The organism is Nostoc sp. EspVER01, assembly GCF_034530635.1.
Classification (GTDB): Bacteria; Cyanobacteriota; Cyanobacteriia; order Cyanobacteriales; family Nostocaceae; genus Nostoc.
Genome location: NZ_JAVRCS010000063.1, coordinates 1 through 22,056, shown reverse-complemented (window position 1 = coordinate 22,056; position 22,056 = coordinate 1). Strand labels below are relative to the sequence as shown.

Here is a 22,056-nt window from a genome sequence, read left to right as displayed (position 1 = left end):
ATTACTTCTCCCCGGCACTTGCGCAGGCTTTAAGAGGTGTGGTGATAAATCCGGGTTAGGGGGTGAGGTTTTTTGCTAAGGTTTGTAATGAGCAATTCAGAAAATTCATTGCGATCGCTCAATCATGTTAGATTATAGTTTGTTGTTTCTCTTAAACACAAAATCCGACAGGTTCCTACCCATCTCCTCATTGTGGGAATGAAAAAAAAGAGTTAAAAGTTAAGTTTTTTGAAAATGATATGCAGCAACACACCTATTTTCATTACCTCACATCGCTTATCACACAAGGCTTACAACCACAATTGAATATGATTGTCAAAGCAAAAATTAAAAAAATATGAAGTGCATTTTTACCCTCAAAAAAATGATATGTTAGATACAGAATTGAATTTCGCACGTTTCTGGAGTAAAACAACATAGATTACTCCAGTTTTTCACCCTCAAACCCTTGGCATTTATTGCTTTTGACGGAAATTGAGGGTAGTCTGAGTACACATTTAAAAAACCAAAACCTAGTTGCAAATAGATTAAATTCTTTGCTGGGATTAGGTTTTAGCTGAGTACAAAGAAATCCTGAACCCCTATATATAAACACTAGAACCCCAACCAAAAAATACTAGAACCCCTACCCGAAAAAAACTTTTTTAATTCTTGTAATGCTTGAAGAATTAGGGTTTTTAGTATTTGAGTACAAAAGTAATAAATCCAATAAATTCTATCCTAGAGAGACGCAATATCTGGCTGGGAGACGGCTGCTATAAATCTTATATCGCCAATCACCTAACGCTCTGAAACAAAACAAAGCGAAGGGTGAGTGGAGGGATGACATAGCACCATGCCTGAAGTGAAGAGAAGTCGCGGCTGTAAGCACAAATTCTACCCAAGAACCGAACGTTGACACACACCAGCCGAACATCAGATATCTATCGCCTGTCTGACTTGAAAATAAGTCGCCCGAACCCAAGGGTTTGCAGGCAGTGTGGAAGACGCGACTTCAATTCTGGGCATGAAAGAGTAGCAACAGCATCTCCCACAGTGGCAGCCAAGTCCACCGACCTTTTGCGAAACTCAATGACATCACCGTCTACACGACTCCTCAACTCCAACGCTACGGAATCGCCAACCCAAGCAAAATCAGGTGGTTGCGGCTGTGACAGCACCACCAGCACCACCGTGGAAAGGGACGAAAAGCTCCAAGAACGCATTGCTAAACATCCCTGCTACAGCGAAGACGCTCATCACCACTACGCCCGGATGCACGTTGCAGTTGCACCAGCTTGCAACATTCAATGCAACTATTGCAACCGCAAATATGATTGCGCTAACGAAAGCCGTCCTGGAGTAGTTAGCGAATTACTAACACCAGAAGAAGCAGCACACAAAGCTTTGGTCATTGGTGGTAAGATTCCCCAAATGACAGTTGTGGGAATTGCCGGCCCTGGCGACCCATTAGCGAACCCAGAAAAAACCTTCCGCACATTTGAGTTGATTGCAGAGCAAGCACCAGACATCAAGCTGTGCTTATCAACCAATGGTTTAATGCTGCCAGACTACATCGATCGCATTAAACAATTAAATATAGATCACGTGACGATCACCATTAACATGGTAGATCCAGAGATCGGTGCATTGATTTATCCTTGGGTTCACTACAAACGCAAGCGTTACAGAGGTCTTGAAGGTGCAAAAATCCTCCACGAAAGACAAATGGAAGGATTGCAAGCCCTAAAAGATGCTGACATCTTGTGCAAAGTCAACTCCGTGATGATTCCCGGAATTAATGACCATCACTTAGTTGAAGTGAATCGAGTCATCCGTGAGAAAGGTGCATTCTTGCACAACATCATGCCATTGATTTCTGCACCAGAACATGGCACACACTTCGGTTTAACCGGTCAACGCGGTCCCACACCTAAAGAACTCAAAGAAGTTCAAGACAACTGCTCCGGTAACATGAAAATGATGCGCCACTGTCGCCAGTGTCGTGCCGATGCAGTCGGATTGTTGGGAGAAGACCGCAGCCAAGAGTTTTCCAAAGAGAAATTCTTGGAAATGACTCCCGAATATGACATGGAACAACGCGCTACTGTTCACGAAGGAATTGAGAAGTTTAAAGAAGAACTTAAAGTAGCCAAAGATAAAGCGCTAGCTGGTAAGAAAGTTGCCAATAGTCCGAAAGTTTTAGTTGCAGTAGCAACCAAAGGCGGCGGATTAGTTAACCAACACTTCGGCCATGCAAAAGAATTCCAAATTTACGAAGTGGGTGGAAACGAAGTTCGCTTTATCGGTCATCGTAAAATTGACCAATATTGCCAAGGTGGATACGGCGAAGAAGCTTCCTTTGAGCATATTATGAAAGCGATCGCAGATTGCAAAGCAGTTTTAGTCTCCAAGATTGGTAACTGTCCTCAAGAAAAATTGCAAGAAGCTGGAATCAAGACAATTGAAGCTTACGACGTAATTGAAAAGGTTGCTTTGGAGTTCTACGAGCAATACGTTAAGGAATTAGGTAATTAGGGAATAGGGCATGGGGCATGGGGAATAGAACAATAATTATCCCCAATGCCGCCAGTCGCCTCTTGCCTACGGCACTGCCTCCCCAATGCCCAATGCCCAATACCCCTTACCCCAGAAAGGAGAATAATCATGGCTTACAAAATTCTTACTAGCCAGTGTATTTCCTGCAATCTCTGTCTAACGGTATGTCCGACAAATGCAGTAAAAGTGGTTGATGGACAGCACTGGATTGACCCTGAACTTTGTACAAACTGTATTGGTAGTATTCATACCATGCCCCAGTGTAAAGCTGGTTGTCCCACCTGCAACGGTTGCGTTAAGCAGCCTAGCGATTATTGGGAAGGCTGGTTTGCTAATTACAACCGCGTAGTCGCTAAATTAACAAATAAACAAGATTACTGGGAACGTTGGTTTAACTGTTATTCCCAGAAATACTCTGAACAGTTGCAAAAGCGCCAACCCCAAAAAATGGTAGCAGAAGCTTAAGGGACTTCCAAATAAAAAAGACCCAACTTTTCTTGTGGGGTGGGCGACACGAGTGCCCGTGACTAAGGGCGGACAAGATGTCCACCCCACAAGATTGGATAATTTATTTCTTGGTAATCCCTAAATAATTCCTAATTCTTAATTGAAGACAACAATGCAAAATAACTGCATCTATCTCGATAATAATGCCACCACTAAGGTAGACCCAGAAGTTATAGAGGTAATGCTACCTTACCTCACAGATTATTACGGCAATCCCTCCAGTATGCATACCTTTGGTGGGCAAGTCGGTAAAGCAGTGAGAACCGCAAGAGAACAACTTGCAGCCATCCTGGGAGCCGATGAGTCTGAAATTGTCTACACAAGTTGTGGAACTGAGGGAGATAACGCGGCGATTCGAGCCGCACTGTTAGCGCAACCTGAAAAGCGACATATCGTCACTACCCAAGTTGAACATCCAGCAGTACTCAATGTCTGCAAACAATTAGAAACCCAAGGTTATAGTGTTACCTATCTATCAGTAAATAATCAAGGGCAGCTGGATCTAGATGAACTAGAAGCTTCCTTGACGGGTAACACCGCCCTGGTGACAATTATGTATGCTAATAACGAAACTGGGACGATTTTCCCGATTGAACAAATTGGGTTGCGCGTTAAAGAATATGGCGCTATCTTCCATGTAGATGCGGTGCAAGCAGTGGGAAAAATCCCTCTGAATATGAAGACTAGCACCATCGATATGTTAACCTTGTCTGGTCACAAGCTGCACGGGCCTAAAGGAATTGGTGCTTTGTATATCCGGCGCGGGGTTCGGTTCCGTCCCTTCATAATTGGGGGACACCAAGAACGCGGACGTAGGGCGGGAACTGAGAATGTTCCAGCAATTATCGCCTTGGGCAAAGCTGCTGAACTAGAACTGTTACACTTAGAAGAAGCGACGGCAAGAGAAAGAAAACTGCGCGATCGCCTCGAACAAACTTTACTAGCTAAAATTCCCGATTGTGTCGTTAACGGTGACGTTACGCAGAGATTGCCAAACACAACTAATATCGGCTTCAAGTACATCGAAGGTGAAGCAATTTTACTGTTATTGAACAAATACGGTATCTGTGCATCATCCGGTTCTGCTTGTACCTCCGGTTCTCTAGAACCTTCCCACGTCCTGCGGGCAATGGGCTTACCCTATACAACTTTGCACGGTTCTATTCGCTTCAGTCTTTGTCGCTACACAACCGTTGCCGAAATCGATCAAGTAATAGAGGTAATGCCCGGTATTGTAGAACGTTTACGCGCCCTCTCACCCTTCAAAAATGATGACGCAGGTTGGTTGCAAGGACAAGAACAAGCACTAGCTCATCGTTAATTAGGCAATAGGTTACAGGTTACAGGGAACAGATTATTCCCTATCACCTGTCCCCACTCATTACTCATTACTCATTACTCAGAACTAAATATGTGGGACTACACCGATAAAGTATTAGAACTGTTTTACGATCCCAAAAATCAGGGAGAAATTGAAGAAACGGGCGAAGCTGGAGTTAAGGTTGCAACGGGCGAAATCGGCAGCATTGCTTGCGGTGATGCTCTGAGATTGCACCTGAAAGTGGAAGTAGAATCTGATAAAATTCTAGATGCTCGCTTTCAAACCTTTGGTTGTACTAGTGCGATCGCATCTTCTAGTGCATTAACCGAAATGGTCAAAGGTTTAACCTTAGACGAAGCTTTGAAAGTGTCCAATAAAGACATTGCAGATTACCTTGGTGGTTTGCCAGAAGCAAAGATGCATTGCTCTGTTATGGGACAAGAAGCGCTAGAAGCCGCTATCTACAATTATCGTGGCATTCCTCTAGCTACCCACGATGATGATGATGAAGGTGCATTAGTTTGCAGTTGCTTTGGCATCAGCGAATCTAAAATTCGTCGTGTGATTCTAGAAAATCATCTCACGGATGCCGAACAAGTAACAAATTATGTAAAAGCTGGTGGCGGATGCGGTTCCTGTCTAGCGAACATTGATGATATTATTAGATCAGTTCAACAGGAATACGCCTCACCTGCTCTCAACAATTACGGCGTACAAGTTGCCACAGAAATTGTTACATCTAAGGAACGAGCGCTAACAAACGTCCAAAAGATTGCTCTAATTCAAAAGGTTCTTGATGAAGAAGTCAGACCCGTACTGATTGCAGACGGGGGAGATGTAGAACTCTATGATGTAGAAGGCGATCGCGTTAAAGTTGTACTGCAAGGTGCTTGCGGTTCCTGTTCTAGTAGTACAGCAACTCTGAAAATTGCGATCGAAGCCAGATTACAAGATCGTGTCAGCAAGAGCCTTGTAGTCGAAGCAGTTTAGGAATTGCTGTAGGACTTAACGTATTCTACAAATACGCCCTAATATGCATTCAGCCAGGAACAGAAAGTAGGATTTGAACCATATAATTGTCTCCACATCAATGCTTCATACCAATTCTCTCTTAATTACGAACTTGTGCCGAGCGAAGTCGAGGTATTACGAATTACGAATTACGAATTGGTACTCCTACCACTATGACGGCTAACAGCATATAGGCAAAAAGATTAAGCGCCTACTTGCAAATTTCATCATCCAACTCGCTTCAAAGGAACAGGATATGAGTACATTGTACGACAACATTGGTGGACAACCGGCTATTGAACAAGTAGTAGATGAACTCCACAAACGCATTGCTACAGACAGCCTCCTCGCTCCCGTTTTTGCTGGTACAGACATGGCGAAGCAACGCAATCATCTAGTTGCTTTCTTAGCTCAAATATTTGAAGGGCCAAAGCAATACGGCGGTCGTCCAATGGACAAAACCCACGCAGGATTGAATCTACAGCAACCACACTTCGATGCGATCGCCAAGCATCTCGGTGAAGCAATGGCTGTGCGTGGCGTGTCAGCAGATGACACCAAAGCTGCACTAGATCGCGTCACAAAAATGAAGGGCGCTATCTTGAACAAGTAATAGGACTTATGCATTGATTGTTGACAAATAACAACATCAAGTCCTATTGAATCTTGCAAGCTGAAACACATTATGACGTATTTGTAAATTGCGTATTTTTCTTTGTTCTTTGTCAAAACAAATGACAAAGGACAAAGGACAAAAAATCAAAAGAAAAAAATTTTAACGAGGAAGATCGATGAACTTACTGTCAATAATTTTGGCTGTGGAGCGATCGCCCCCAGCAGGCATTTATGCCAACGGTACCAACGATGCTCTACACGCGCTCACTACTGTCGCTCAACTGGCGTGAACGCAACTGACAAACGCACAGACCCACCAACCAACCAATTGCAGGGAAACAAGAACCATGACAGAAGAAAACATAAGACAGATAGCTTTCTACGGTAAAGGCGGTATCGGTAAATCTACCACCTCTCAAAATACCTTAGCAGCTATGGCAGAAATGGGTCAACGCATCCTCATCGTCGGTTGCGACCCTAAAGCTGACTCCACCCGTTTGATGCTGCACAGCAAAGCTCAAACAACCGTTCTTCACCTCGCCGCAGAACGTGGTGCAGTAGAAGATATCGAACTAGAAGAAGTAATGTTAACCGGTTTCCGTAACGTTCGTTGCGTAGAATCTGGTGGTCCAGAACCCGGTGTAGGTTGCGCCGGTCGTGGTATCATCACCGCCATCAACTTCTTAGAAGAAAACGGTGCTTACCAAGACCTAGACTTCGTATCTTACGACGTGTTAGGTGACGTTGTGTGCGGTGGTTTCGCTATGCCAATCCGTGAAGGCAAGGCACAAGAAATCTACATCGTAACATCAGGTGAAATGATGGCGATGTACGCTGCTAACAACATCGCTCGTGGTGTTCTTAAGTATGCTCACACAGGTGGCGTGCGTTTGGGTGGTTTGATTTGTAACAGCCGTAACACTGACCGAGAAATCGAATTGATCGAAACCTTGGCAAAACGGTTGAACACCCAAATGATTCACTACGTACCCCGTGACAACATTGTTCAACACGCTGAATTGCGCCGTATGACCGTTAACGAATACGCACCAGAAAGCAACCAAGCTAACGAATATCGGACATTGGCTACCAAGATCATCAACAACAAAAACCTGGCTATTCCTACACCCATCGAAATGGAAGAACTAGAAGAATTGTTGATTGAATTCGGTATTCTCGAAAGCGAAGAAAATACTGCTAAGTTGGTTGCTCAGACTGCTACTCAAGCTTAGTCTAAGTAGGCGCTAAGAAATAACGATTTAGCACAAGGAAAAAGGAAGAGTTTCATATCTTCCCTTTTATCCTCTCCCTTGCATCTCCCCCCTAACCTTAGAGGGGACTCCTAGTCCCCCTATGCCCCGATCCTTACGAGTCACAGAGGCTAAATATGACACCTCCAGAAAATCAAAACATCATCGAAGAAAGAAAAGAACTAATTAAAGAAGTTCTAGACGCTTACCCCGATAAAGCTAAGAAAAAACGGGAAAAGCACTTAAGTGTATACGAAGAAGGTAAGTCCGACTGCGGCGTTAAGTCTAACATCAAATCCCTTCCTGGGGTAATGACCGCTCGTGGTTGTGCTTACGCCGGTTCTAAAGGTGTGGTTTGGGGTCCTATTAAGGACATGATCCACATCAGCCACGGGCCTGTAGGTTGCGGTTACTGGTCTTGGTCTGGTCGTCGTAACTACTACATCGGCACCACAGGTATTGATACCTTTGGTACAATGCACTTCACCTCCGACTTCCAAGAAAGAGATATCGTGTTTGGTGGTGACAAGAAACTTGTCAAGCTAATCCAAGAACTTGATGTACTTTTCCCCCTCAACCGTGGTGTTTCCATTCAATCTGAATGCCCCATCGGTCTAATTGGGGATGACATCGAAGCTGTTGCTCGTAAGACATCCAAAGAAATTGGTAAGCCAGTTGTACCTGTGCGTTGCGAAGGCTTCCGTGGTGTTTCCCAATCTTTAGGACACCACATTGCGAACGACATGGTTCGTGACTGGGTGTTCACCAGAGCAGACAAAGCGAAAAAAGACGGTACACTTCAGTTTGAAGGTACTCCTTATGATGTAGCCATCATTGGTGACTACAACATCGGTGGAGATGCTTGGGCTAGCCGCATCCTATTAGAAGAAATCGGCTTGCGCGTAGTCGCTCAATGGTCAGGTGATGGCACCATCAACGAAATGTTGATGACCCCTAATGTGAAGATGAACCTCATCCACTGTTACCGGTCGATGAACTACATCAGCCGTCACATGGAAGAAGCTTACGGTATACCCTGGTTGGAATACAACTTCTTCGGCCCCACCAAGATTGCTGAATCTTTACGGGAAATCGCTTCCAAGTTTGACGAAACAATCCAAGCAAACGCTGAGAAAGTTATCGCCAAGTATCAGCCCACAATGGATGCGGTAATTGCTAAGTACCGCCCTCGTTTGGATGGTAAGACTGTAGCCATCATGGTTGGTGGTCTACGTCCTCGTCACGTTGTCCCAGCTTTCCAAGACTTGGGCATGAAGATGATTGGTACAGGTTATGAGTTCGCTCATAATGACGACTACAAACGTACCACTCACTACATCGAAAACGGCACCATCGTTTATGACGACGTTACCGCTTACGAATTCGAGGAATTTATCAAAGCGCTGAAGCCTGATTTGGTAGCTTCTGGTGTGAAAGAGAAGTACGTCTTCCAAAAGATGGGTCTACCTTTCCGTCAAATGCACTCTTGGGATTACTCCGAACCTAGCGATGCCTACGGCGGGCTACGCGCCAACGCTCCTAAACATCATATAATCCAAGATTTTTTAGCAGCGAGAGAAAAAATAACCTATTTCTAGCCTAAATCTGAGTTGCAGGGTTATCTAGGAACAATCTATTTTTATGCCTTAGACAGTATAACTCTTATGTAATCTGGTTTTTAGATTTTTATTGCATTTTGCTCAAAGAAAAACTGTAAAATGAAAGACTATTTAAAATGACGATTTTTTAGATTAAATATAGCGTAGCAGCTAAATTGAGCAACACCAGATAAAGTTTGCATCCACCCCAGGAGCTTTTATCCATTTGATCCACAAAGTGTTAGCCTGCTAGACTGAAGTGATTGGACGCTAAAAAGATGGATAAATAACGTCTGGAGGTTGTTTTGAGTATTATACAAACTGCTACTGAAAAAATGCGATCGCTCCCGCCAGAGAAGCAACAAGAGGTCTTAGATTTTATTGAGTTTTTGCAAAGTCAGCTAGCACAAAATTATACAAAGATTGAACAAATTGAGCCTATTTCCTTTTTGGAAGCTGCTCAACAATTTGCAGGTTACGTTGATGGTGGCCCCGGTGATTTGGCGACGAACAAACAATATTTGGAAGGTTTAGGAACTGAATGAAGCAGCGAGTCATCATCGATACTGGCCCATTAGTAGCCTTTATTAATCGCAGAGAGCATCTTCATACCTGGGTAATTAACACGTTAGCTACAATTGAGCAGCCTTTACTCACTTGTGAGCCTGTGATTGTAGAGACTTGTTTTTTGTTGCGAAATATTTACGGTGGTCAAGAAACGGTGATGTCTTTACTGGACGAGGGAAAGATATTAATTTCGATGTGCTTGAGTGAAGAAGCGGCAGTGATTAAAGAATTACTGCGGCAATATCAGTCAGTTCCAATGTCGTTAGCAGATGCGTGTTTGGTGAAAATGACAGAACTGTATACTGAAAGTGAGTTGCTAACATTTGATAGCGATTTTAGAATTTATCGGAAGAATCGTAATCAATTAATTTCTGTGATTATGCCAGAAGATTTGTAAGAACAGGGTTAAAAACTGCGATCGCACCTCAACATCATATAATGCAAGGTTTTTTGGTGGCGGGAGAAAAAAGAGTCTATTTCTAGCCTAAATGCGAGTTGCAGGGTTATTTAGGAACAATCTGTTTTGATGCTTTAGACAGTATAACTCTTATGAAGTCTGGTTTTTAGATTTTGCTTGCATTTTGCTTAAAGAATAACTGTAAAAGAAAAGACTATCTTAAATGACGATTTTTTAGATTAAATGGTGCATAATGGCTAAATTGAGCAGCGAATCTTTAAATTGCTAGAACTTTAAAAAGATTGAAATTAATCCGGGAGATGGAGTATAAACAGTTTGCAACTTAAAACTGCGCTTAGGGTAAGCTTCTCCTAGTATATTTTGCAAAGCATATGCTACTTCTCTCTCATTCTTGGCAAAGTATCGAATTTGATCGGAAGATGCTTTGTCAACTTGAGGAAGAACTTGAATAGTAGATTTAACACCTGCTCCCTCTAAAGCATCTTTTATTGCCAAAGCTACTGTTTTTTCGTCAGATTTACTTTGGTTATAGAAGATTTGTATTTTATATTCGTTGACAATATTGACTAGAGAATCAAGTGGTTTATTTACTCCTGGATTTAAAAGTGGAGTATTGGCTTGTAATGTACTTTGTATTCCCAAATTAACAGACGTTGCTTCTTGAACGGCTTCCTTATTTTTGTTTATCTGTTCTTCAATTCTTTGATCTTTATTTTTTACATCTTCACTCACCTTAGAGATGGTGTTATTTGATTCTTTGAGTCTCTGCTTTAAGCTATCAATTTGACGTGTAGCCTCAATTAATTCGCTATCAGTTTTTTCAAGCTGGGTTTTCCACTTAAAGCCAACTATTTCTCCTTCTACAAAACCAGCTTTTTTTAAAATTTGATTGATAATCACAGGATTTAGTAAAAGTAGCAGAAATATTAAAAATATTGAAGAATCTCGAAGAATATTTAGAAAGCCTTGAAAAATTTCAACTGTGTCTTTAAGTCCAGACTTGTCTACTTTTTTAAGGTCAGGTTCCATCTATTATGTCCTCAGCTTAATATTGATTCTTTGTCTAACTATTCATTAGACTAAAACTTTCCGAATTAACCGATTTGGGATAATTATCTGGAATTTTTCTATCTAATAACTATATTTCAATATTATACAGAATTTTCCGTATAATTATCTAATTTGGGGTGGTTATACAGAATTTTACCATCTAATATCCCTATGTCAATATTCGACAGAAATTGAGTCTGTTGTATGCGCCATTTTGATTTATATCCTCTGCGGATAGCTAGAATTTTTTTGCATATTACCTTAATCAGTACTACATCTATTACTGTATAAGGATTCTGCATAAGAAATGATTGCACTAAAAAATCCTCGCTTTTTTACAGCGAGTTGAACTGCGATCATTATAAATGGACAACATATTAGATATTATGTGTGATATGCACAAGAAGTAACCCGTTTTAGCGATGTCTGCGACGGGCTATGCCTACGCCCTCACTCGACAATAAACTAGGCGATCGCAGTAAAAGAAGTAGAGTGTTGTTGCGATCGCCTTGAAATTCTAAACTCCACCTTCTAGCTCCTCTAGGTCATCTATTGTCAGTAGTGCTTGAGCAGTATGACGCACATACAACACATAAACTGTGGTATCTCTAATTGTAAAAAGCACTCGATATACATTTTTGGCTTTCCCATAAAGGAGTTGGCGTACTTCTTCTGGAAAAATCTCATGTTCGACTGCTAAGGTACAGCGTTGAGGCTTCTCTTGTAGCGTAGCAATAGCATTCATCAATCCTCGAAACCAACGATCAGCAAATTCAGGATTTTGCTCTCGATACCAGCGATATGCTTGCTCAATCTGAGCTTCCGCAATTGGGGTAATCTCAACTTGAAATGCCATACTTTTGCTGCATTTCTTGGACGAAATCCCCAATAGGGCGAGTTTGACTGGCGTTGAGTTCCTCGAAGCCTTGCCCAATACCTGCAATTGTCTCCAACTGCTCGATCAGTTGGCGTAGCTTGCTTGGATCAATTTTGCTGAGATCGAGAAAGGTAACGAGAACTTGAGAGCGATCGCTAATATCTTGCGGTAGCTCAGTTAGCTGAATTTGCCCATCCTGATAAATGCCTTCGATGGTTCTGATCATAAGTTGCATCTAGGTTGGTATTTCCTTAATTCTACCAACTAGCGTTAGAGAACTGTCACAACTGAAAATTGCAAAATTTGAAGAGCGATCGCTCTTCAAGATTATCTGTGAGATACACAATAAGTTGATCAGTGTAGCGATGTCTACGACGGGCTATTCGGTGTCGCATAAACCGTCCAATCTTCAATTAACAATCCGGTACTTTGCCCAAATCCCGATGATTGCGCGTTAATAAAACTAATTTACGAGATAGTGCGATCGCCGCAATCCGCGAATCCATTCTTGCAAGTTGAATGCGTTTAGCTTGTAATTGACTCAATGCAGTAGCAGCATCAGCATCAAATGACACAAGCGGTAGAACCTTGAAATCATTTACAAGACGTACCATCATCTCATAACCCTTAACAACTTCACTATCGTTACGAGCGCGACTAATATATGTATGGCTACCAAGAAGTTGTTCGTGAAATGTAACAATTGAAATTGCAAAATCTGATAGTGGATATTGAGCCATGCGGGTTGAAAGATTGATGTAATCTTGCCCCATCTGTCGCTGGATAATACTTAAATGATCTGTATCCAACAAATATTTCATAGCTCATCCTGAATTTCGATTATTGGCTCGTCGCCTTGACGAATCGCACGTCCATAAGCGAGTACCTCTTCAAACGCAGGCTCGTCTTTGAAGGAAGCTGTAATTTGTTGCAGCCAATTAGTTGGTTGAGAAGCCGCTACTTGTTTTTGCAACTCCGTCACCGCCGCTTCGACAGCCGCGAGACGTTCTTCCAGAGAAACATTAGTTGACATTTGAGGTTTTCCCTTACTGCATCACGCCTATCTGAAGAATAACGAGTTAAAGTAAGGGGTGGCAACTTTCTCGAAGATAATGATGATTTAATTGCCTTTATGAGCGATCGCTCTCACTCGACAATCAACTAGGCGATGTCTACGACGGGCTATTCGGTGTCGCATTAAACTGTTACTACCTCAATTAACAGTCCGGCTACTTTGCCCAAATCCCTATGATTGCGTGTTAATAAAACTAATTTATGAGATAGTGCGATCGCAGTAAAAGAAGTAGAGTGTTGTTGCGATCGCCCTCACTCGACTATAGACTAGGTGATGTCTGCGACGGGCTATTCGGTGTTGCATTAAACTGTTACTACCTCAATTAACAGTCCGGCTACTTTGCTAAAATCCCGATGATTGCGCGTCAATAAAACTAATTTACGAGATAGTGCGATGCCGAATAGCTCGTTGTAGACATCGCACTAACATTCTCCATCGTCCTACGTAGATAAATTTGCGAACTTGATTGATGATCGCTTCTAGGCTTCGGCTTCAACACCTTGTTGTACTGCGGATTCTAAAACTTTTGTATGCTGCTCTTTGTAATGAATAAGATGGGGATATTGCTTCTGAAGTTCAATGTAGTAATCCACCAATTTATCAGGGTTATGTCCATTTTCCTGAGATATTATGTGGCGAATTTTACGTATTTGGTTGATTGCTTCATCATTCTTCGTCATTTTGCGCTCCTATTAACTCTAATGGCGTAACTAGTGTTGGAACGTATAACCCCAGCATAACGTTTAGCCGTCGAATATGCCCAAACTTGTTAGCATTTGCCAAGTGGCGACAATTCCAAGTCAATAGAAAATCACATTTATGATACGAAGCCAGGGCAAGATGTAGTGCATCTCCAAGCGGATCGCTGGGCATCAGGTGTTGCTGAATATACACTTCAACGATTTCAGCAATCGCAGATTCAATCGAGATAAATAACAAGCTACTAATCAGTTCTATTGCCTCGCTTTTTCCAGGAAAGTTACCTCGATTAAGTTCATCCAGCACCGCAAGACTAGTTACAAGCACATAGTTATCACTTGCATTGCTCCACCATTCTCGTGTCCACTGCCGCCGCGCCACCATATTAGGTTCAGTACGTGCTTCGTAATAAAAACTGGGAATGGATGTTTCAATGTAAACTTTCGGCTTCATTGCAGTAAGGAGCTACATAAATAAACGGCTTGACTATCTTTGGTAATCCCTGATACTCCAATATTACCGTCTTTAATTTAGCACCTAAGCGACACCGAATTGCCCGTCGTAGACATCGCCTTCACTCGATAACATTTAGAGATTGTGTGTGAGATGGATAAGAAGTAGACTGTTGGTGCGACTACATTCTTCGACAACCAGCTTGCGATCGCATACCCGCCTTTTCCGGTGGCGATCGCGTGATTAGGGGATGCGATGTCTACGACGGGCTGCGCCTACGCATTAAATCGTTCAATCCTCAATTAACAATCCCGGTACTTTGCCAAAATCCCTTTAATCAACAATGACAATCAATCGCAACCACTATATTGTCTTGATATTGGCGTAAAAGACTTCGGAACTTTTCTAGCCATTCTTCATTGGACTTTCCTTCACGATCGTGCCACTTTCCATCAGGCGTAACGATAGCGTATGAAACTAAGTCAGACATTAGGGCAGAGATAGGACGAATATTGTCTTCTGATTGCACAATATCTAGCCCGTATCGATGTTGAAATTCTTCTGGGTTGAGATTGTAATGCTGCTCCTTACCCCAAATTAAGCCATCATACTGACCACCAATAGCAAATCCGTCACATTTTGCTTGCAAAGATGGATTATCTTCATCCGTTTCAAAATATGGCAGCATCAATTCTTTAGCCTTTTTGCTTGGGTTTGCTTCTGTGCGATCAACAATCACAAGTGTTAGAAAATGGCTCATCTTTCAGTACGTTAAGTTGTGGTTATCATTGTTCCAAAAAATACGTTATGAATCATTAGATTTAGCTTCTTGGGTGGTGATTCCCAAAATAGCCGAAACTTTTTCTAGAGTAAAGTCGCTGTACTCCATAGTTTCGACTCAGGAATGTTGTTCAATACACTTGAGGGACAAAGAACTGCTCATTACGTGGGGCGCGAACATAATCCTCAGCCACGGGTCTAGATGGAAGGTCTAAGGGAGGAGGTGTCATGTCTTCGTAAGGAACTTTGCTCAACAAATGATGAATGCAGTTGAGCCGCGCTCGTCTTTTATCATCTGCTTCAATGGTAAACCAGGGAGCTTCGGGAATATTCGTGTAAGCAAACATGGTATCTTTTGCTTTGGAGTATTCTACCCAGCGATCGCGTGATTCCAAATCCATTGGGCTGAGTTTCCAGCGCCTTGCGGGATCGTGACTGCGAGAAAGAAAGCGTTTTTCTTGTTCTTCATCGCTGACGGAGAACCAGTACTTGATTAAAACAATGCCCGATCGCACCAGCATTCGTTCAAATTCTGGGCAAGATTGCATGAATTCTAGATATTCTGCTTCAGTACAAAAGCCCATTACTTTTTCAACTCCGGCTCGGTTGTACCAACTGCGATCGAAAAGGACTATTTCGCCGGATGTGGGAAGATGTTGGACGTAACGTTGAAAATACCACTGAGTTTTCTCGCGATCAGAGGGAGTTCCCAGAGCCACTACACGACAGCCACGAGGATTGAGTGGATCGGCAATGCGTTTAATTACTCCTCCTTTGCCGGCAGCATCGCGCCCTTCAAAGATGACGACAACCCGATAGCCAGTGTGCTTAATCCAGTATTGCATTTTGACTAGCTCAATCTGGAGTTTCTCTAGTTCCGTTTCAAAAGTCTTTTTGGGAATTTTCTTGGCAAAAGCTTCAGTACTACCATCAAAAATCCGTTTTGATTTTTTAGATTTGTTCTTGTCTTTTGCCTTCATTAGGTTTTCTATTAAGTCTGTAGAGGGTTGAACTAGACCATTATTTTGCTGGTTTTTCACTTCATCAATTGACATTGTAAGGACTCCATGCTATTTAATCGGCATAATTAGAGTTTATCTATGAAGTATAGCTTAGATAAGGATTTTTCTCTTTCCCTTCTGCTTCTGTTTACCTTACTTTCTATTAGTGAGAGTTTAAAATTAAAATAGTATTAGCTGTCACCGCTTTGCTTAATTTCTCGTTCAATAATCTCTTTGATGAATTCAGGTATTTCTTTGTTTAATCTTACTGCTTTTTGTTTTAATTTTTCATAAATTTCAATATTCTCCCCTTGCCACATAAGGTCTATCCTCCTAACTTGTTGCATCGCAATATGCGTGTAACTTTCTGGATATGCCCAATAGCATGATAAGCAAATAGATTTATCTTTTATACTTTTCCAATTTTCACAATGCTCACATGACCAAGATTTTGCCCGATTAGCTGAACTACAAAGTAACATAAAGCTTTCAGCCACTAGCTCTGGCTCTCCGTCAATTTCAAAAGGAATGCGGTGATCGATTTGTAATTCGCGCTTATCAACTTTCTCCAAGTAAATGAAGCACTTACAGCCATATCTCTTGATCAATTCATCCTTCAACTGCTTGGATAAACCTGTTCTACCAGATAGCCTAGAAAATCTAGCCTTACTGATATCTCCAAATTTATAAGCAGCTATTCTCCTTCCATCAGTTCCTGTAACGCGAAATGTTTCTAGAGGAATTCCATGTTCTCTAACATCTCTAGCCGCTCTGGGAGGATGATTGTAGCCATATCTTTCTTTCAACTCCTCTGTTGTTACAAAACCATATTGCAAAATATGATCGAGAACAGCTTTTGGTCTTTTAGCGGTTACTGACTGACAAAGTTGTACGAAATCATCAGGTAAGTCAGGGTGCTGTTGATAACTGTCCATGCTGTTCCAAAAGAGTAATCTGTTTATGTGCCTTGCTAATATAGTTCTCCACATCTAAATTGCGATCGCGCAATAAACTTGATGATAAATACAAAGACTCTACTGTAATTTCTTGTCTACCTAATAATGTTGATTGAGACGAGCGTCCAACTTCAATTTCAATTTTCTTTAGTCTTAATTCTTTAGGTAATTCATTACCAAAGGTTTTATTTCCTCGTTTGCCATCATAGCTAACTGCAAACATGATTCCCTTGCAATTCAACTCTTTGAGCGCTATAACGAAATCATCAAAATTAATCCCACAATAATATCTTGAATCTCTATTACCACATACACCTTGATATGGTGGGTCTATATAAACAAAATCACTATTTTTAACTTCAGCTAGAACATCTTTATAATCTAAGTGTGTAAATATACACTTTCCCTTAAGAAGTCTAGAAACTCCTTTTATATTTTTCCTCATTTTTTCAGGTTGGGTTCCCTTTCGCCTTTTGTCAGGGCTTTGATTAAAGAACCCTTCAGAGTTATATCGTACAGCGCCTTTTACACATCGAGCCAACAAGTATAGAAAAAGCTTTGGATTGTTAGTTTTATTGAATCTTTCTCTGGTTTGATAAAAGTGTTCTACAGAATTATCTTGCTGTTCATTCCAGATATTGGTATAAGCATCTGCTATTTCATCTGGTTCTTCTACAATTAACTCTAGTAGATCAACTAGAGGTTTATTTAGATCGTTAATCCAAAAATTTTGTGAAATTCCTTTATTAGAGACAGCAATACTAATTGCAGCAGTTCCTGAAAATGGCTCTACCAGTCTCTCAACTCTTGTGGGTAGAAATCTGAGAATGTCTGAAGCTAGATTTCTTTTACTGCCTTGATATTGAATTGGATGTGGGAGGCTAGTCATCTCAAATAGATAACAAATTATCTAATAACTCTATCACGATAATAGAGTTGTTGAAGCGAAATCATTATGCTGGCAAAAGCTGCATTTTAATCGTTTTTGGAATAACCAATAGATAAAAACGATCGCAAATAAGAAATCGTTGCATCTAGCAGACGCGGTAATTAACGCTAGATAACTCAACACTTGGTTTGTGCGATCGCTTTTAATAACTAAATCATTGCGGATTCATCCGAATCAAGTCTGTTAAAATACTATCCAAGCTGCCGTTAACTTGAATGCGATCGATCTTCTCTGCAATCCGCTCTAATACTTCGAGTTCCTTTAAACGCAACGCAACGGGGTTATCCTCCATGACTTTGGCAGTATTTAACATACTACGAGTAGCAGCAGTTTCTTCTCTACGTCTGACTACGTTTGCTTGAGCGGTTTTTTCTGCCTCCACTACTTTGCTCAAGATAGCCTTAATTTCACCAGGTAAAATAATATCTTTTACACCTACAGAATCTACTTCAATCCCATAGTCTGCGGCTTTTTGGCGGATGTATTCAGAGATGCTTCTATCAATTGCACCTTTATCTTCTAATAAAGCATCTAAGTTGCGTTCGCCAACCGCACCACGCAAAGCAAATTGTAATTCTTTGTACAAATAACCAGAAATATCTGATAACCCGTTTTTTGCCCTCAATGGGTCGAGTATGCGAAAGCCAGCCGTCAAATTCAACCGCAGAGGTACTTTATCTTTAGAGAGGATGTCTTGACCGGATACTTCCATATTTTGGAGTCGCAGGTCGATAGCTTCGGTTTGAAAAGAGCGGCCAAATAACCACCAAGCGTGTACTCCTGGCGATCGCAATCCTTGAAACTCTTGATTAATGTATACTAGTCCCACGTGTTGTGCTGGAACTTGGCAAATATGCAAACAGTTACGACTGAGCAATTTCACTTCTGTTGAACCCTCAACCAACTCAGCCACTAAGGCAGGCTGTAACTGAGCATCACCGCTGATGTCGAGAATTTCCACTGCAACACCTTGCCAAAATAGTTTGCGGCTTGTGGGCGGCAAAATAGAAATCACTTTACCTCGATAGCGCACAATTGCAACTTGCGAAGTCTGTAATTGCACGGTTTGACAGTAGGCAGCAATAAAATCGGGATGTTTTTCAATGAGTACATCTTCCAGGGGAAAATCTGGGTTAGGGATAATTCGGCTGAGAGTTCGGACTGTAACATCTCTATCTACCGACCAAAAAGCATACTCTCCTGGTTCTAGAGGTCGCACAAAATTGTTTTGCAGATATAGTAAACCAATCTCATACTCGGAGATTTGGAACTTTTTCAGTCCATTCAACGCAACTGAGCGCAATTGCTGTACAAAGGAACTAGGTAATTCTAAGCTTTCTTCCAAATTGAATATATGAGACTCTACCTCAATAAAACCACGCCAAAAAGCAATCAATTTATTTGGTGCAACGCTTACCCAATTCTGACCGTAGCGGACTAACGCAACTTGGTTGAATGCAGTTCTGATAATCAATAAATGTTGTTGTAGTTCGGCTTCGTAACTTCGCAACAACAGTTCTAGATTTTCAATCTGAGCTAGTGGCTGATTGAGATCATAAATTTTTACTTGCCAATGCCGACCTAAATATGTATGCGTACCAGGTTGCAAAATTTTCTTAAAGTCACTGCGGTGATATAAGATGCCGATTTCGTTAGGTTTGATATAAAACGTTTGCCACATAGTAATTTGCATAGATAATTTGCACGATATTTTAGATAAGCTAGGCGATGCTTGCGACTGGCGTAGCGATGTCTACGACGGGCTACGCCAACGCAACTAGCCAAGAATATTTAGTCAAGACATTTATAACCTTCTTTAAACTTAAATACCACCTGCAAGAAAACTTGTCATCTTCTACGATGTCTGGATTAATCAAATAGAATAAAAATGTTAGTTCGTAGTAAGGAATTTAGTCCTAGCTTTGAGGACTGAAGTCCCCACTACAAACTGCTTATTATGGGTGATTTGACAGATACCATATTACAGCTTGAATATAGGAATTATTGAAGTTTGCAACCTTGTAGAAAAAGGCTCAAGGATTTGTTTTAGCTATTCGTACTACTATAATACTACAAAATATTTTTTAACTCTGCTAGTGCAAGTGTTTACAGTTCAGGTGTGGGCAAAAGCTTCTCCAAAGCTGGATTAAGATTGCTGTTATTTTTCCCCGACTACTCAATGGCAATCTAGAAAAAAATAACCGCGCTCAAATATGCCGTTCGTTTGCCAATCTAGAATCCCGAAGGAAAACTAGATGTAGGAAAGGAAGGAACATACTCAAGTTAGGGAAAAATGCAGTTGCGCTTACTCCTTAACTGTGGCTACCGAACATTACCCTTATGAGTGATGACCGACAGCAAAACACTTGCACGCAGAGTTGAGAAAATGAGGGGTCTCGAATCTGTTAAGATCCGTACCATATTGGCTACCTTAAAAGGGTAGTGTCTTTTGACCCGGACAGGGTTTTGGGTGAAAGTATAGGAATCGAACCTACAACACATCGATTATGAGTCGATTGCTCTACCAGTGAGCTAACTTCCTGGAGTTTGATACAGGACTCGAACCTGTGACCCATCGATTATGAGTCGATCGCTCTACCAACTGAGCTAATCAAACGATGGTATAGTTTAAAGGACTCGGCGGTATACGCTTATGCAAAAGCTTGGCGCACCAGTTAGGCATATAGAACCTAAACAATAGCTTTGTAACTTTGTTACTATCCCGCTCCAAATTTAGCATATAGAAATTGTGAGGTGCTACAACTACGCCCATCGTAAATATCGCCTCAATTCATTCTTGTAACTCAGTCTGGGAAAGCTAAACCAGTCATGGGGTCACGAATATATAACCCTAGCGTTAGGCTACGCATCGCTTCATCCCAAACAGGTATTAATTGTTCTGCTTGATCTGCCCAATAATCGAATGTAATCAAGCACTGAACATTCGACCCCAAACCAATGCAAGTCCGCGAAAAAGCTTCCCGTGGTTCTTCTTGAACATCAATGAACTTCATCTCTGTCCAGACAATTCTGGCGGTTTGACGCTTGACGGTAATAATTTCTCCCCTCTCAATGATGTTGCGGCTGTCGTCTTCCAAGACTTTCTTCAAGGTAGATTTTAGCGGAAACTGGCTCCAGTCATTGGGTGGCAGACGATTGAAAGATACTTCTAGGCAGCAATCATCGTTGGGCGGTTTTTTATCCATGAACTTGAAAGATTTCTCTTGTGGCTCAAAAACCCAATCCTGGGGAACATTGAAGCGAACAGCGCCTCTATCTGCGACAAATATTTTGTAGCCTGATGGAGATTCCCAGCGATGGTCAGGTTTTAGTTCAAGCGTTTCTTTAATCCACTGGAGATTGCTTTTCTTACGCTTTGCCATAGTGTTTTTGTTATCTCTGCTAAAGAGGGTGTCACTAAACAGCCCTTCGTAGATATTGCCCTTTTTGTTAATGTTATCAAATTGCTAGGATTTTGAATAACTCTTATATTAAATAAATAAAGTTTTAGATATTTTATATTAACGAATCTAATAAGGTAATTGTAACGTTGTGATTAAAGTTTCAGCTTTTAACATTAAAATCTTAGCAGTAGTGTTCATGGTTATGGATCATGTGTGCTATTTGCTAATGCCAGAGTTTCTAATTTTGCATTTTTTGGGGCGATTGAGCTTTCCCCTTTTTGCATGGCTCTTGGCGAAAGGCGAAAAACACACCAAAAATGTTTACCGCTATGGAAGTAGGCTATTAATTACAGCAATTATATCTCAGCCAATCTATAGTTTTATTTTCCAGAGGTTATCATTTAATATTCTTTACACGCTTGTTCTTGGACTTGTGATGTTGCGCTTAGTAAAGCGTTACCCGCAATTATGGCAGCAATCAATAATTATTGGATTGTGTGCAGTAGTTGCCGAGAAGTTGGACTTTTCCTATGGAGCTTATGGGATTGGAGTAATTTTCTTGATGTCCCTTACAGACAAAATAAAGCCCAAAATATGGTTGCTCTACTGGTGCATCTTTCACTTTTTTACTTTAGTAATCCTATCTATGATTAATATATCTCAAGGTTGGGCAGTTTTTGCAGGACTCATTGTTTTTCAATTCAATGGTAAACAAGGTTCACGAACTAGATGGTTCTATGTGTTTTACCCGGCTCATTTAATAATCTTAGGAATAATCAATTATTTAATATATTCCAGGTAGATTTATGATTTATCAGCGATGTCTACGGTGTCACTGAGCGTTGGTCATTGAGCGTAGCCGAAATGAGCCGAAGTGCGGGCTAAGCCTACGCTAAGGTTTGATCATAGGCAAATTATAGTGTATTCCATCTGGGAGCAATGCGATTTTGTGAGATCATCATAAAGACAGCAGGGGAGCAGGGAGCA

24 protein-coding genes and 2 tRNA genes are annotated in these 22,056 nt (G+C 41.3%); 11 read left to right on the top strand and 15 right to left on the bottom strand.

The annotated features are described in order from the left end of the window. Positions 1-1,071 precede the first annotated feature (1,071 nt). From nifB to RMX69_RS28445, 9 genes are all read left to right on the top strand, one after another. Complete coding sequence (nifB, locus tag RMX69_RS28485) at positions 1,072-2,517, top strand: nitrogenase cofactor biosynthesis protein NifB (RefSeq protein ID WP_322639433.1); 1,446 nt, start codon at positions 1,072-1,074, stop codon at positions 2,515-2,517. A 129-nt stretch (positions 2,518-2,646) separates the two neighbouring features. Then, entirely contained in the window at positions 2,647-3,003 is a 357-nt protein-coding gene (locus tag RMX69_RS28480; protein ID WP_289794935.1) for a 4Fe-4S binding protein, read from the top strand. Between the two features lie 154 nt (positions 3,004-3,157). Beyond that, positions 3,158-4,366 carry a cysteine desulfurase NifS gene (gene nifS, locus RMX69_RS28475; RefSeq protein ID WP_322639432.1) on the top strand — a complete coding sequence of 403 codons (1,209 nt, stop codon included), beginning with the start codon at positions 3,158-3,160 and terminating at the stop codon, positions 4,364-4,366. Between the two features lie 90 nt (positions 4,367-4,456). Next, complete coding sequence (nifU, locus tag RMX69_RS28470) at positions 4,457-5,356, top strand: Fe-S cluster assembly protein NifU (RefSeq protein WP_069073113.1); 900 nt, start codon at positions 4,457-4,459, stop codon at positions 5,354-5,356. 277 nt (positions 5,357-5,633) lie between these two features. Then, positions 5,634-5,990 (top strand): globin, encoded by a 357-nt coding sequence (locus RMX69_RS28465; protein ID WP_069073114.1) that lies wholly within the window; start codon positions 5,634-5,636, stop codon positions 5,988-5,990. Positions 5,991-6,339: 349 nt separating this feature from the next. Next, on the top strand, positions 6,340-7,224 hold the full coding sequence (gene nifH / locus RMX69_RS28460; protein ID WP_069073115.1) for a nitrogenase iron protein: 885 nt from the start codon (positions 6,340-6,342) through the stop codon (positions 7,222-7,224). 155 nt (positions 7,225-7,379) lie between these two features. Then, positions 7,380-8,840 carry a nitrogenase molybdenum-iron protein alpha chain gene (nifD, locus tag RMX69_RS28455; protein ID WP_322639431.1) on the top strand — a complete coding sequence of 487 codons (1,461 nt, stop codon included), beginning with the start codon at positions 7,380-7,382 and terminating at the stop codon, positions 8,838-8,840. A gap of 305 nt (positions 8,841-9,145) precedes the next feature. After that, complete coding sequence (locus tag RMX69_RS28450; protein ID WP_322639430.1) at positions 9,146-9,385, top strand: DUF2281 domain-containing protein; 240 nt, start codon at positions 9,146-9,148, stop codon at positions 9,383-9,385. Next, positions 9,382-9,804 carry a type II toxin-antitoxin system VapC family toxin gene (locus tag RMX69_RS28445; RefSeq protein ID WP_322639429.1) on the top strand — a complete coding sequence of 141 codons (423 nt, stop codon included), beginning with the start codon at positions 9,382-9,384 and terminating at the stop codon, positions 9,802-9,804. Before RMX69_RS28450 ends, RMX69_RS28445 begins: the two co-directional genes overlap by 4 nt. A gap of 285 nt (positions 9,805-10,089) precedes the next feature. Here the strand turns inward: RMX69_RS28445 and RMX69_RS28440 are convergent, their stop codons facing one another. From RMX69_RS28440 to RMX69_RS28385, 12 genes are all read right to left on the bottom strand, one after another. After that, positions 10,090-10,854, bottom strand: coding sequence for a hypothetical protein (locus tag RMX69_RS28440; protein WP_322639428.1), 765 nt, complete (start codon positions 10,852-10,854; stop codon positions 10,090-10,092). Between the two features lie 538 nt (positions 10,855-11,392). Continuing rightward, a complete protein-coding gene (locus tag RMX69_RS28435) occupies positions 11,393-11,731 on the bottom strand; it encodes a type II toxin-antitoxin system RelE/ParE family toxin (RefSeq protein ID WP_322639427.1) in 339 nt (112 codons plus the stop codon). Beyond that, positions 11,715-11,978 (bottom strand): hypothetical protein, encoded by a 264-nt coding sequence (locus RMX69_RS28430; RefSeq protein WP_322639435.1) that lies wholly within the window; start codon positions 11,976-11,978, stop codon positions 11,715-11,717. Before RMX69_RS28430 ends, RMX69_RS28435 begins: the two co-directional genes overlap by 17 nt. A 187-nt stretch (positions 11,979-12,165) precedes the next feature. Beyond that, positions 12,166-12,573: a type II toxin-antitoxin system VapC family toxin gene (locus RMX69_RS28425; RefSeq protein WP_322639426.1), complete on the bottom strand. Its 408-nt coding sequence runs from the start codon at positions 12,571-12,573 to the stop codon at positions 12,166-12,168. After that, complete coding sequence (locus RMX69_RS28420; protein ID WP_069073121.1) at positions 12,570-12,785, bottom strand: hypothetical protein; 216 nt, start codon at positions 12,783-12,785, stop codon at positions 12,570-12,572. Before RMX69_RS28420 ends, RMX69_RS28425 begins: the two co-directional genes overlap by 4 nt. Positions 12,786-13,306: 521 nt before the next feature. Continuing rightward, positions 13,307-13,507, bottom strand: coding sequence for a hypothetical protein (locus RMX69_RS28415; protein ID WP_289794944.1), 201 nt, complete (start codon positions 13,505-13,507; stop codon positions 13,307-13,309). Further along, the gene (locus RMX69_RS28410) at positions 13,494-13,979 is read right to left on the bottom strand and encodes a type II toxin-antitoxin system VapC family toxin (RefSeq protein ID WP_322639425.1); all 486 of its coding nucleotides are present in this window, start codon (positions 13,977-13,979) and stop codon (positions 13,494-13,496) included. The genes RMX69_RS28415 and RMX69_RS28410 overlap by 14 nt, the downstream gene beginning before the upstream one ends. A gap of 337 nt (positions 13,980-14,316) precedes the next feature. Beyond that, positions 14,317-14,739 (bottom strand): hypothetical protein, encoded by a 423-nt coding sequence (locus tag RMX69_RS28405; protein ID WP_322639424.1) that lies wholly within the window; start codon positions 14,737-14,739, stop codon positions 14,317-14,319. Between the two features lie 151 nt (positions 14,740-14,890). Next, positions 14,891-15,814 (bottom strand): polyphosphate kinase 2, encoded by a 924-nt coding sequence (gene ppk2 / locus RMX69_RS28400; RefSeq protein WP_322639423.1) that lies wholly within the window; start codon positions 15,812-15,814, stop codon positions 14,891-14,893. Positions 15,815-15,951: 137 nt separating this feature from the next. Then, positions 15,952-16,695 carry an HNH endonuclease gene (locus tag RMX69_RS28395; protein WP_322639422.1) on the bottom strand — a complete coding sequence of 248 codons (744 nt, stop codon included), beginning with the start codon at positions 16,693-16,695 and terminating at the stop codon, positions 15,952-15,954. After that, positions 16,670-17,605, bottom strand: a complete 936-nt coding sequence (locus RMX69_RS28390) for a DNA adenine methylase (protein WP_322639421.1) — start codon at positions 17,603-17,605, stop codon at positions 16,670-16,672. The genes RMX69_RS28395 and RMX69_RS28390 overlap by 26 nt, the downstream gene beginning before the upstream one ends. A 214-nt stretch (positions 17,606-17,819) precedes the next feature. Further along, entirely contained in the window at positions 17,820-19,346 is a 1,527-nt protein-coding gene (locus tag RMX69_RS28385) for a slipin family protein (RefSeq protein ID WP_322639434.1), read from the bottom strand. A 47-nt stretch (positions 19,347-19,393) separates the two neighbouring features. Here RMX69_RS28385 and RMX69_RS28380 point away from each other — a divergent pair, with 47 nt between their 5' ends. Next, a complete protein-coding gene (locus RMX69_RS28380; protein WP_176727130.1) occupies positions 19,394-19,546 on the top strand; it encodes a hypothetical protein in 153 nt (50 codons plus the stop codon). Between the two features lie 586 nt (positions 19,547-20,132). Here RMX69_RS28380 and RMX69_RS28375 read toward each other — a convergent pair. The 3 genes from RMX69_RS28375 to RMX69_RS28365 all read right to left on the bottom strand — a co-directional run bounded on the left by RMX69_RS28375 (position 20,133) and on the right by RMX69_RS28365 (position 21,048). Further along, a tRNA-Met gene (locus RMX69_RS28375) sits at positions 20,133-20,207 on the bottom strand. Beyond that, positions 20,207-20,282, bottom strand: a tRNA-Met gene (locus tag RMX69_RS28370). The genes RMX69_RS28375 and RMX69_RS28370 overlap by 1 nt, the downstream gene beginning before the upstream one ends. A gap of 187 nt (positions 20,283-20,469) precedes the next feature. After that, positions 20,470-21,048, bottom strand: a complete 579-nt coding sequence (locus RMX69_RS28365; protein WP_289794951.1) for a hypothetical protein — start codon at positions 21,046-21,048, stop codon at positions 20,470-20,472. Positions 21,049-21,217: 169 nt separating this feature from the next. Between RMX69_RS28365 and RMX69_RS28360 the strand changes: the two genes are divergently transcribed. Beyond that, the gene (locus tag RMX69_RS28360) at positions 21,218-21,871 is read left to right on the top strand and encodes a TraX family protein (protein ID WP_322639420.1); all 654 of its coding nucleotides are present in this window, start codon (positions 21,218-21,220) and stop codon (positions 21,869-21,871) included. Positions 21,872-22,056 lie beyond the last annotated feature (185 nt).

What these genes read in the sequence shown, in the direction of transcription:
- nifD (WP_322639431.1), top strand. Translation starts at nt 7,380, where the DNA reads ATGACACCTCCAGAAAATCAAAACATCATCGAAGAAAGAAAAGAACTA.
- RMX69_RS28480 (WP_289794935.1), top strand. Translation starts at nt 2,647, where the DNA reads ATGGCTTACAAAATTCTTACTAGCCAGTGTATTTCCTGCAATCTCTGT.
- RMX69_RS28395 (WP_322639422.1), bottom strand. Translation starts at nt 16,695, where the DNA reads ATGGACAGTTATCAACAGCACCCTGACTTACCTGATGATTTCGTACAA.
- RMX69_RS28445 (WP_322639429.1), top strand. Translation starts at nt 9,382, where the DNA reads ATGAAGCAGCGAGTCATCATCGATACTGGCCCATTAGTAGCCTTTATT.
- nifH (WP_069073115.1), top strand. Translation starts at nt 6,340, where the DNA reads ATGACAGAAGAAAACATAAGACAGATAGCTTTCTACGGTAAAGGCGGT.
- RMX69_RS28390 (WP_322639421.1), bottom strand. Translation starts at nt 17,605, where the DNA reads ATGACTAGCCTCCCACATCCAATTCAATATCAAGGCAGTAAAAGAAAT.
- RMX69_RS28365 (WP_289794951.1), bottom strand. Translation starts at nt 21,048, where the DNA reads ATGGCAAAGCGTAAGAAAAGCAATCTCCAGTGGATTAAAGAAACGCTT.
- RMX69_RS28425 (WP_322639426.1), bottom strand. Translation starts at nt 12,573, where the DNA reads ATGAAATATTTGTTGGATACAGATCATTTAAGTATTATCCAGCGACAG.
- nifU (WP_069073113.1), top strand. Translation starts at nt 4,457, where the DNA reads ATGTGGGACTACACCGATAAAGTATTAGAACTGTTTTACGATCCCAAA.
- ppk2 (WP_322639423.1), bottom strand. Translation starts at nt 15,814, where the DNA reads ATGTCAATTGATGAAGTGAAAAACCAGCAAAATAATGGTCTAGTTCAA.
- RMX69_RS28420 (WP_069073121.1), bottom strand. Translation starts at nt 12,785, where the DNA reads ATGTCAACTAATGTTTCTCTGGAAGAACGTCTCGCGGCTGTCGAAGCG.
- RMX69_RS28465 (WP_069073114.1), top strand. Translation starts at nt 5,634, where the DNA reads ATGAGTACATTGTACGACAACATTGGTGGACAACCGGCTATTGAACAA.
- nifB (WP_322639433.1), top strand. Translation starts at nt 1,072, where the DNA reads ATGACATCACCGTCTACACGACTCCTCAACTCCAACGCTACGGAATCG.
- RMX69_RS28410 (WP_322639425.1), bottom strand. Translation starts at nt 13,979, where the DNA reads ATGAAGCCGAAAGTTTACATTGAAACATCCATTCCCAGTTTTTATTAC.
- RMX69_RS28435 (WP_322639427.1), bottom strand. Translation starts at nt 11,731, where the DNA reads ATGGCATTTCAAGTTGAGATTACCCCAATTGCGGAAGCTCAGATTGAG.
- RMX69_RS28380 (WP_176727130.1), top strand. Translation starts at nt 19,394, where the DNA reads ATGCTTGCGACTGGCGTAGCGATGTCTACGACGGGCTACGCCAACGCA.
- RMX69_RS28430 (WP_322639435.1), bottom strand. Translation starts at nt 11,978, where the DNA reads ATGATCAGAACCATCGAAGGCATTTATCAGGATGGGCAAATTCAGCTA.
- RMX69_RS28415 (WP_289794944.1), bottom strand. Translation starts at nt 13,507, where the DNA reads ATGACGAAGAATGATGAAGCAATCAACCAAATACGTAAAATTCGCCAC.
- RMX69_RS28405 (WP_322639424.1), bottom strand. Translation starts at nt 14,739, where the DNA reads ATGAGCCATTTTCTAACACTTGTGATTGTTGATCGCACAGAAGCAAAC.
- nifS (WP_322639432.1), top strand. Translation starts at nt 3,158, where the DNA reads ATGCAAAATAACTGCATCTATCTCGATAATAATGCCACCACTAAGGTA.
- RMX69_RS28385 (WP_322639434.1), bottom strand. Translation starts at nt 19,346, where the DNA reads ATGTGGCAAACGTTTTATATCAAACCTAACGAAATCGGCATCTTATAT.
- RMX69_RS28440 (WP_322639428.1), bottom strand. Translation starts at nt 10,854, where the DNA reads ATGGAACCTGACCTTAAAAAAGTAGACAAGTCTGGACTTAAAGACACA.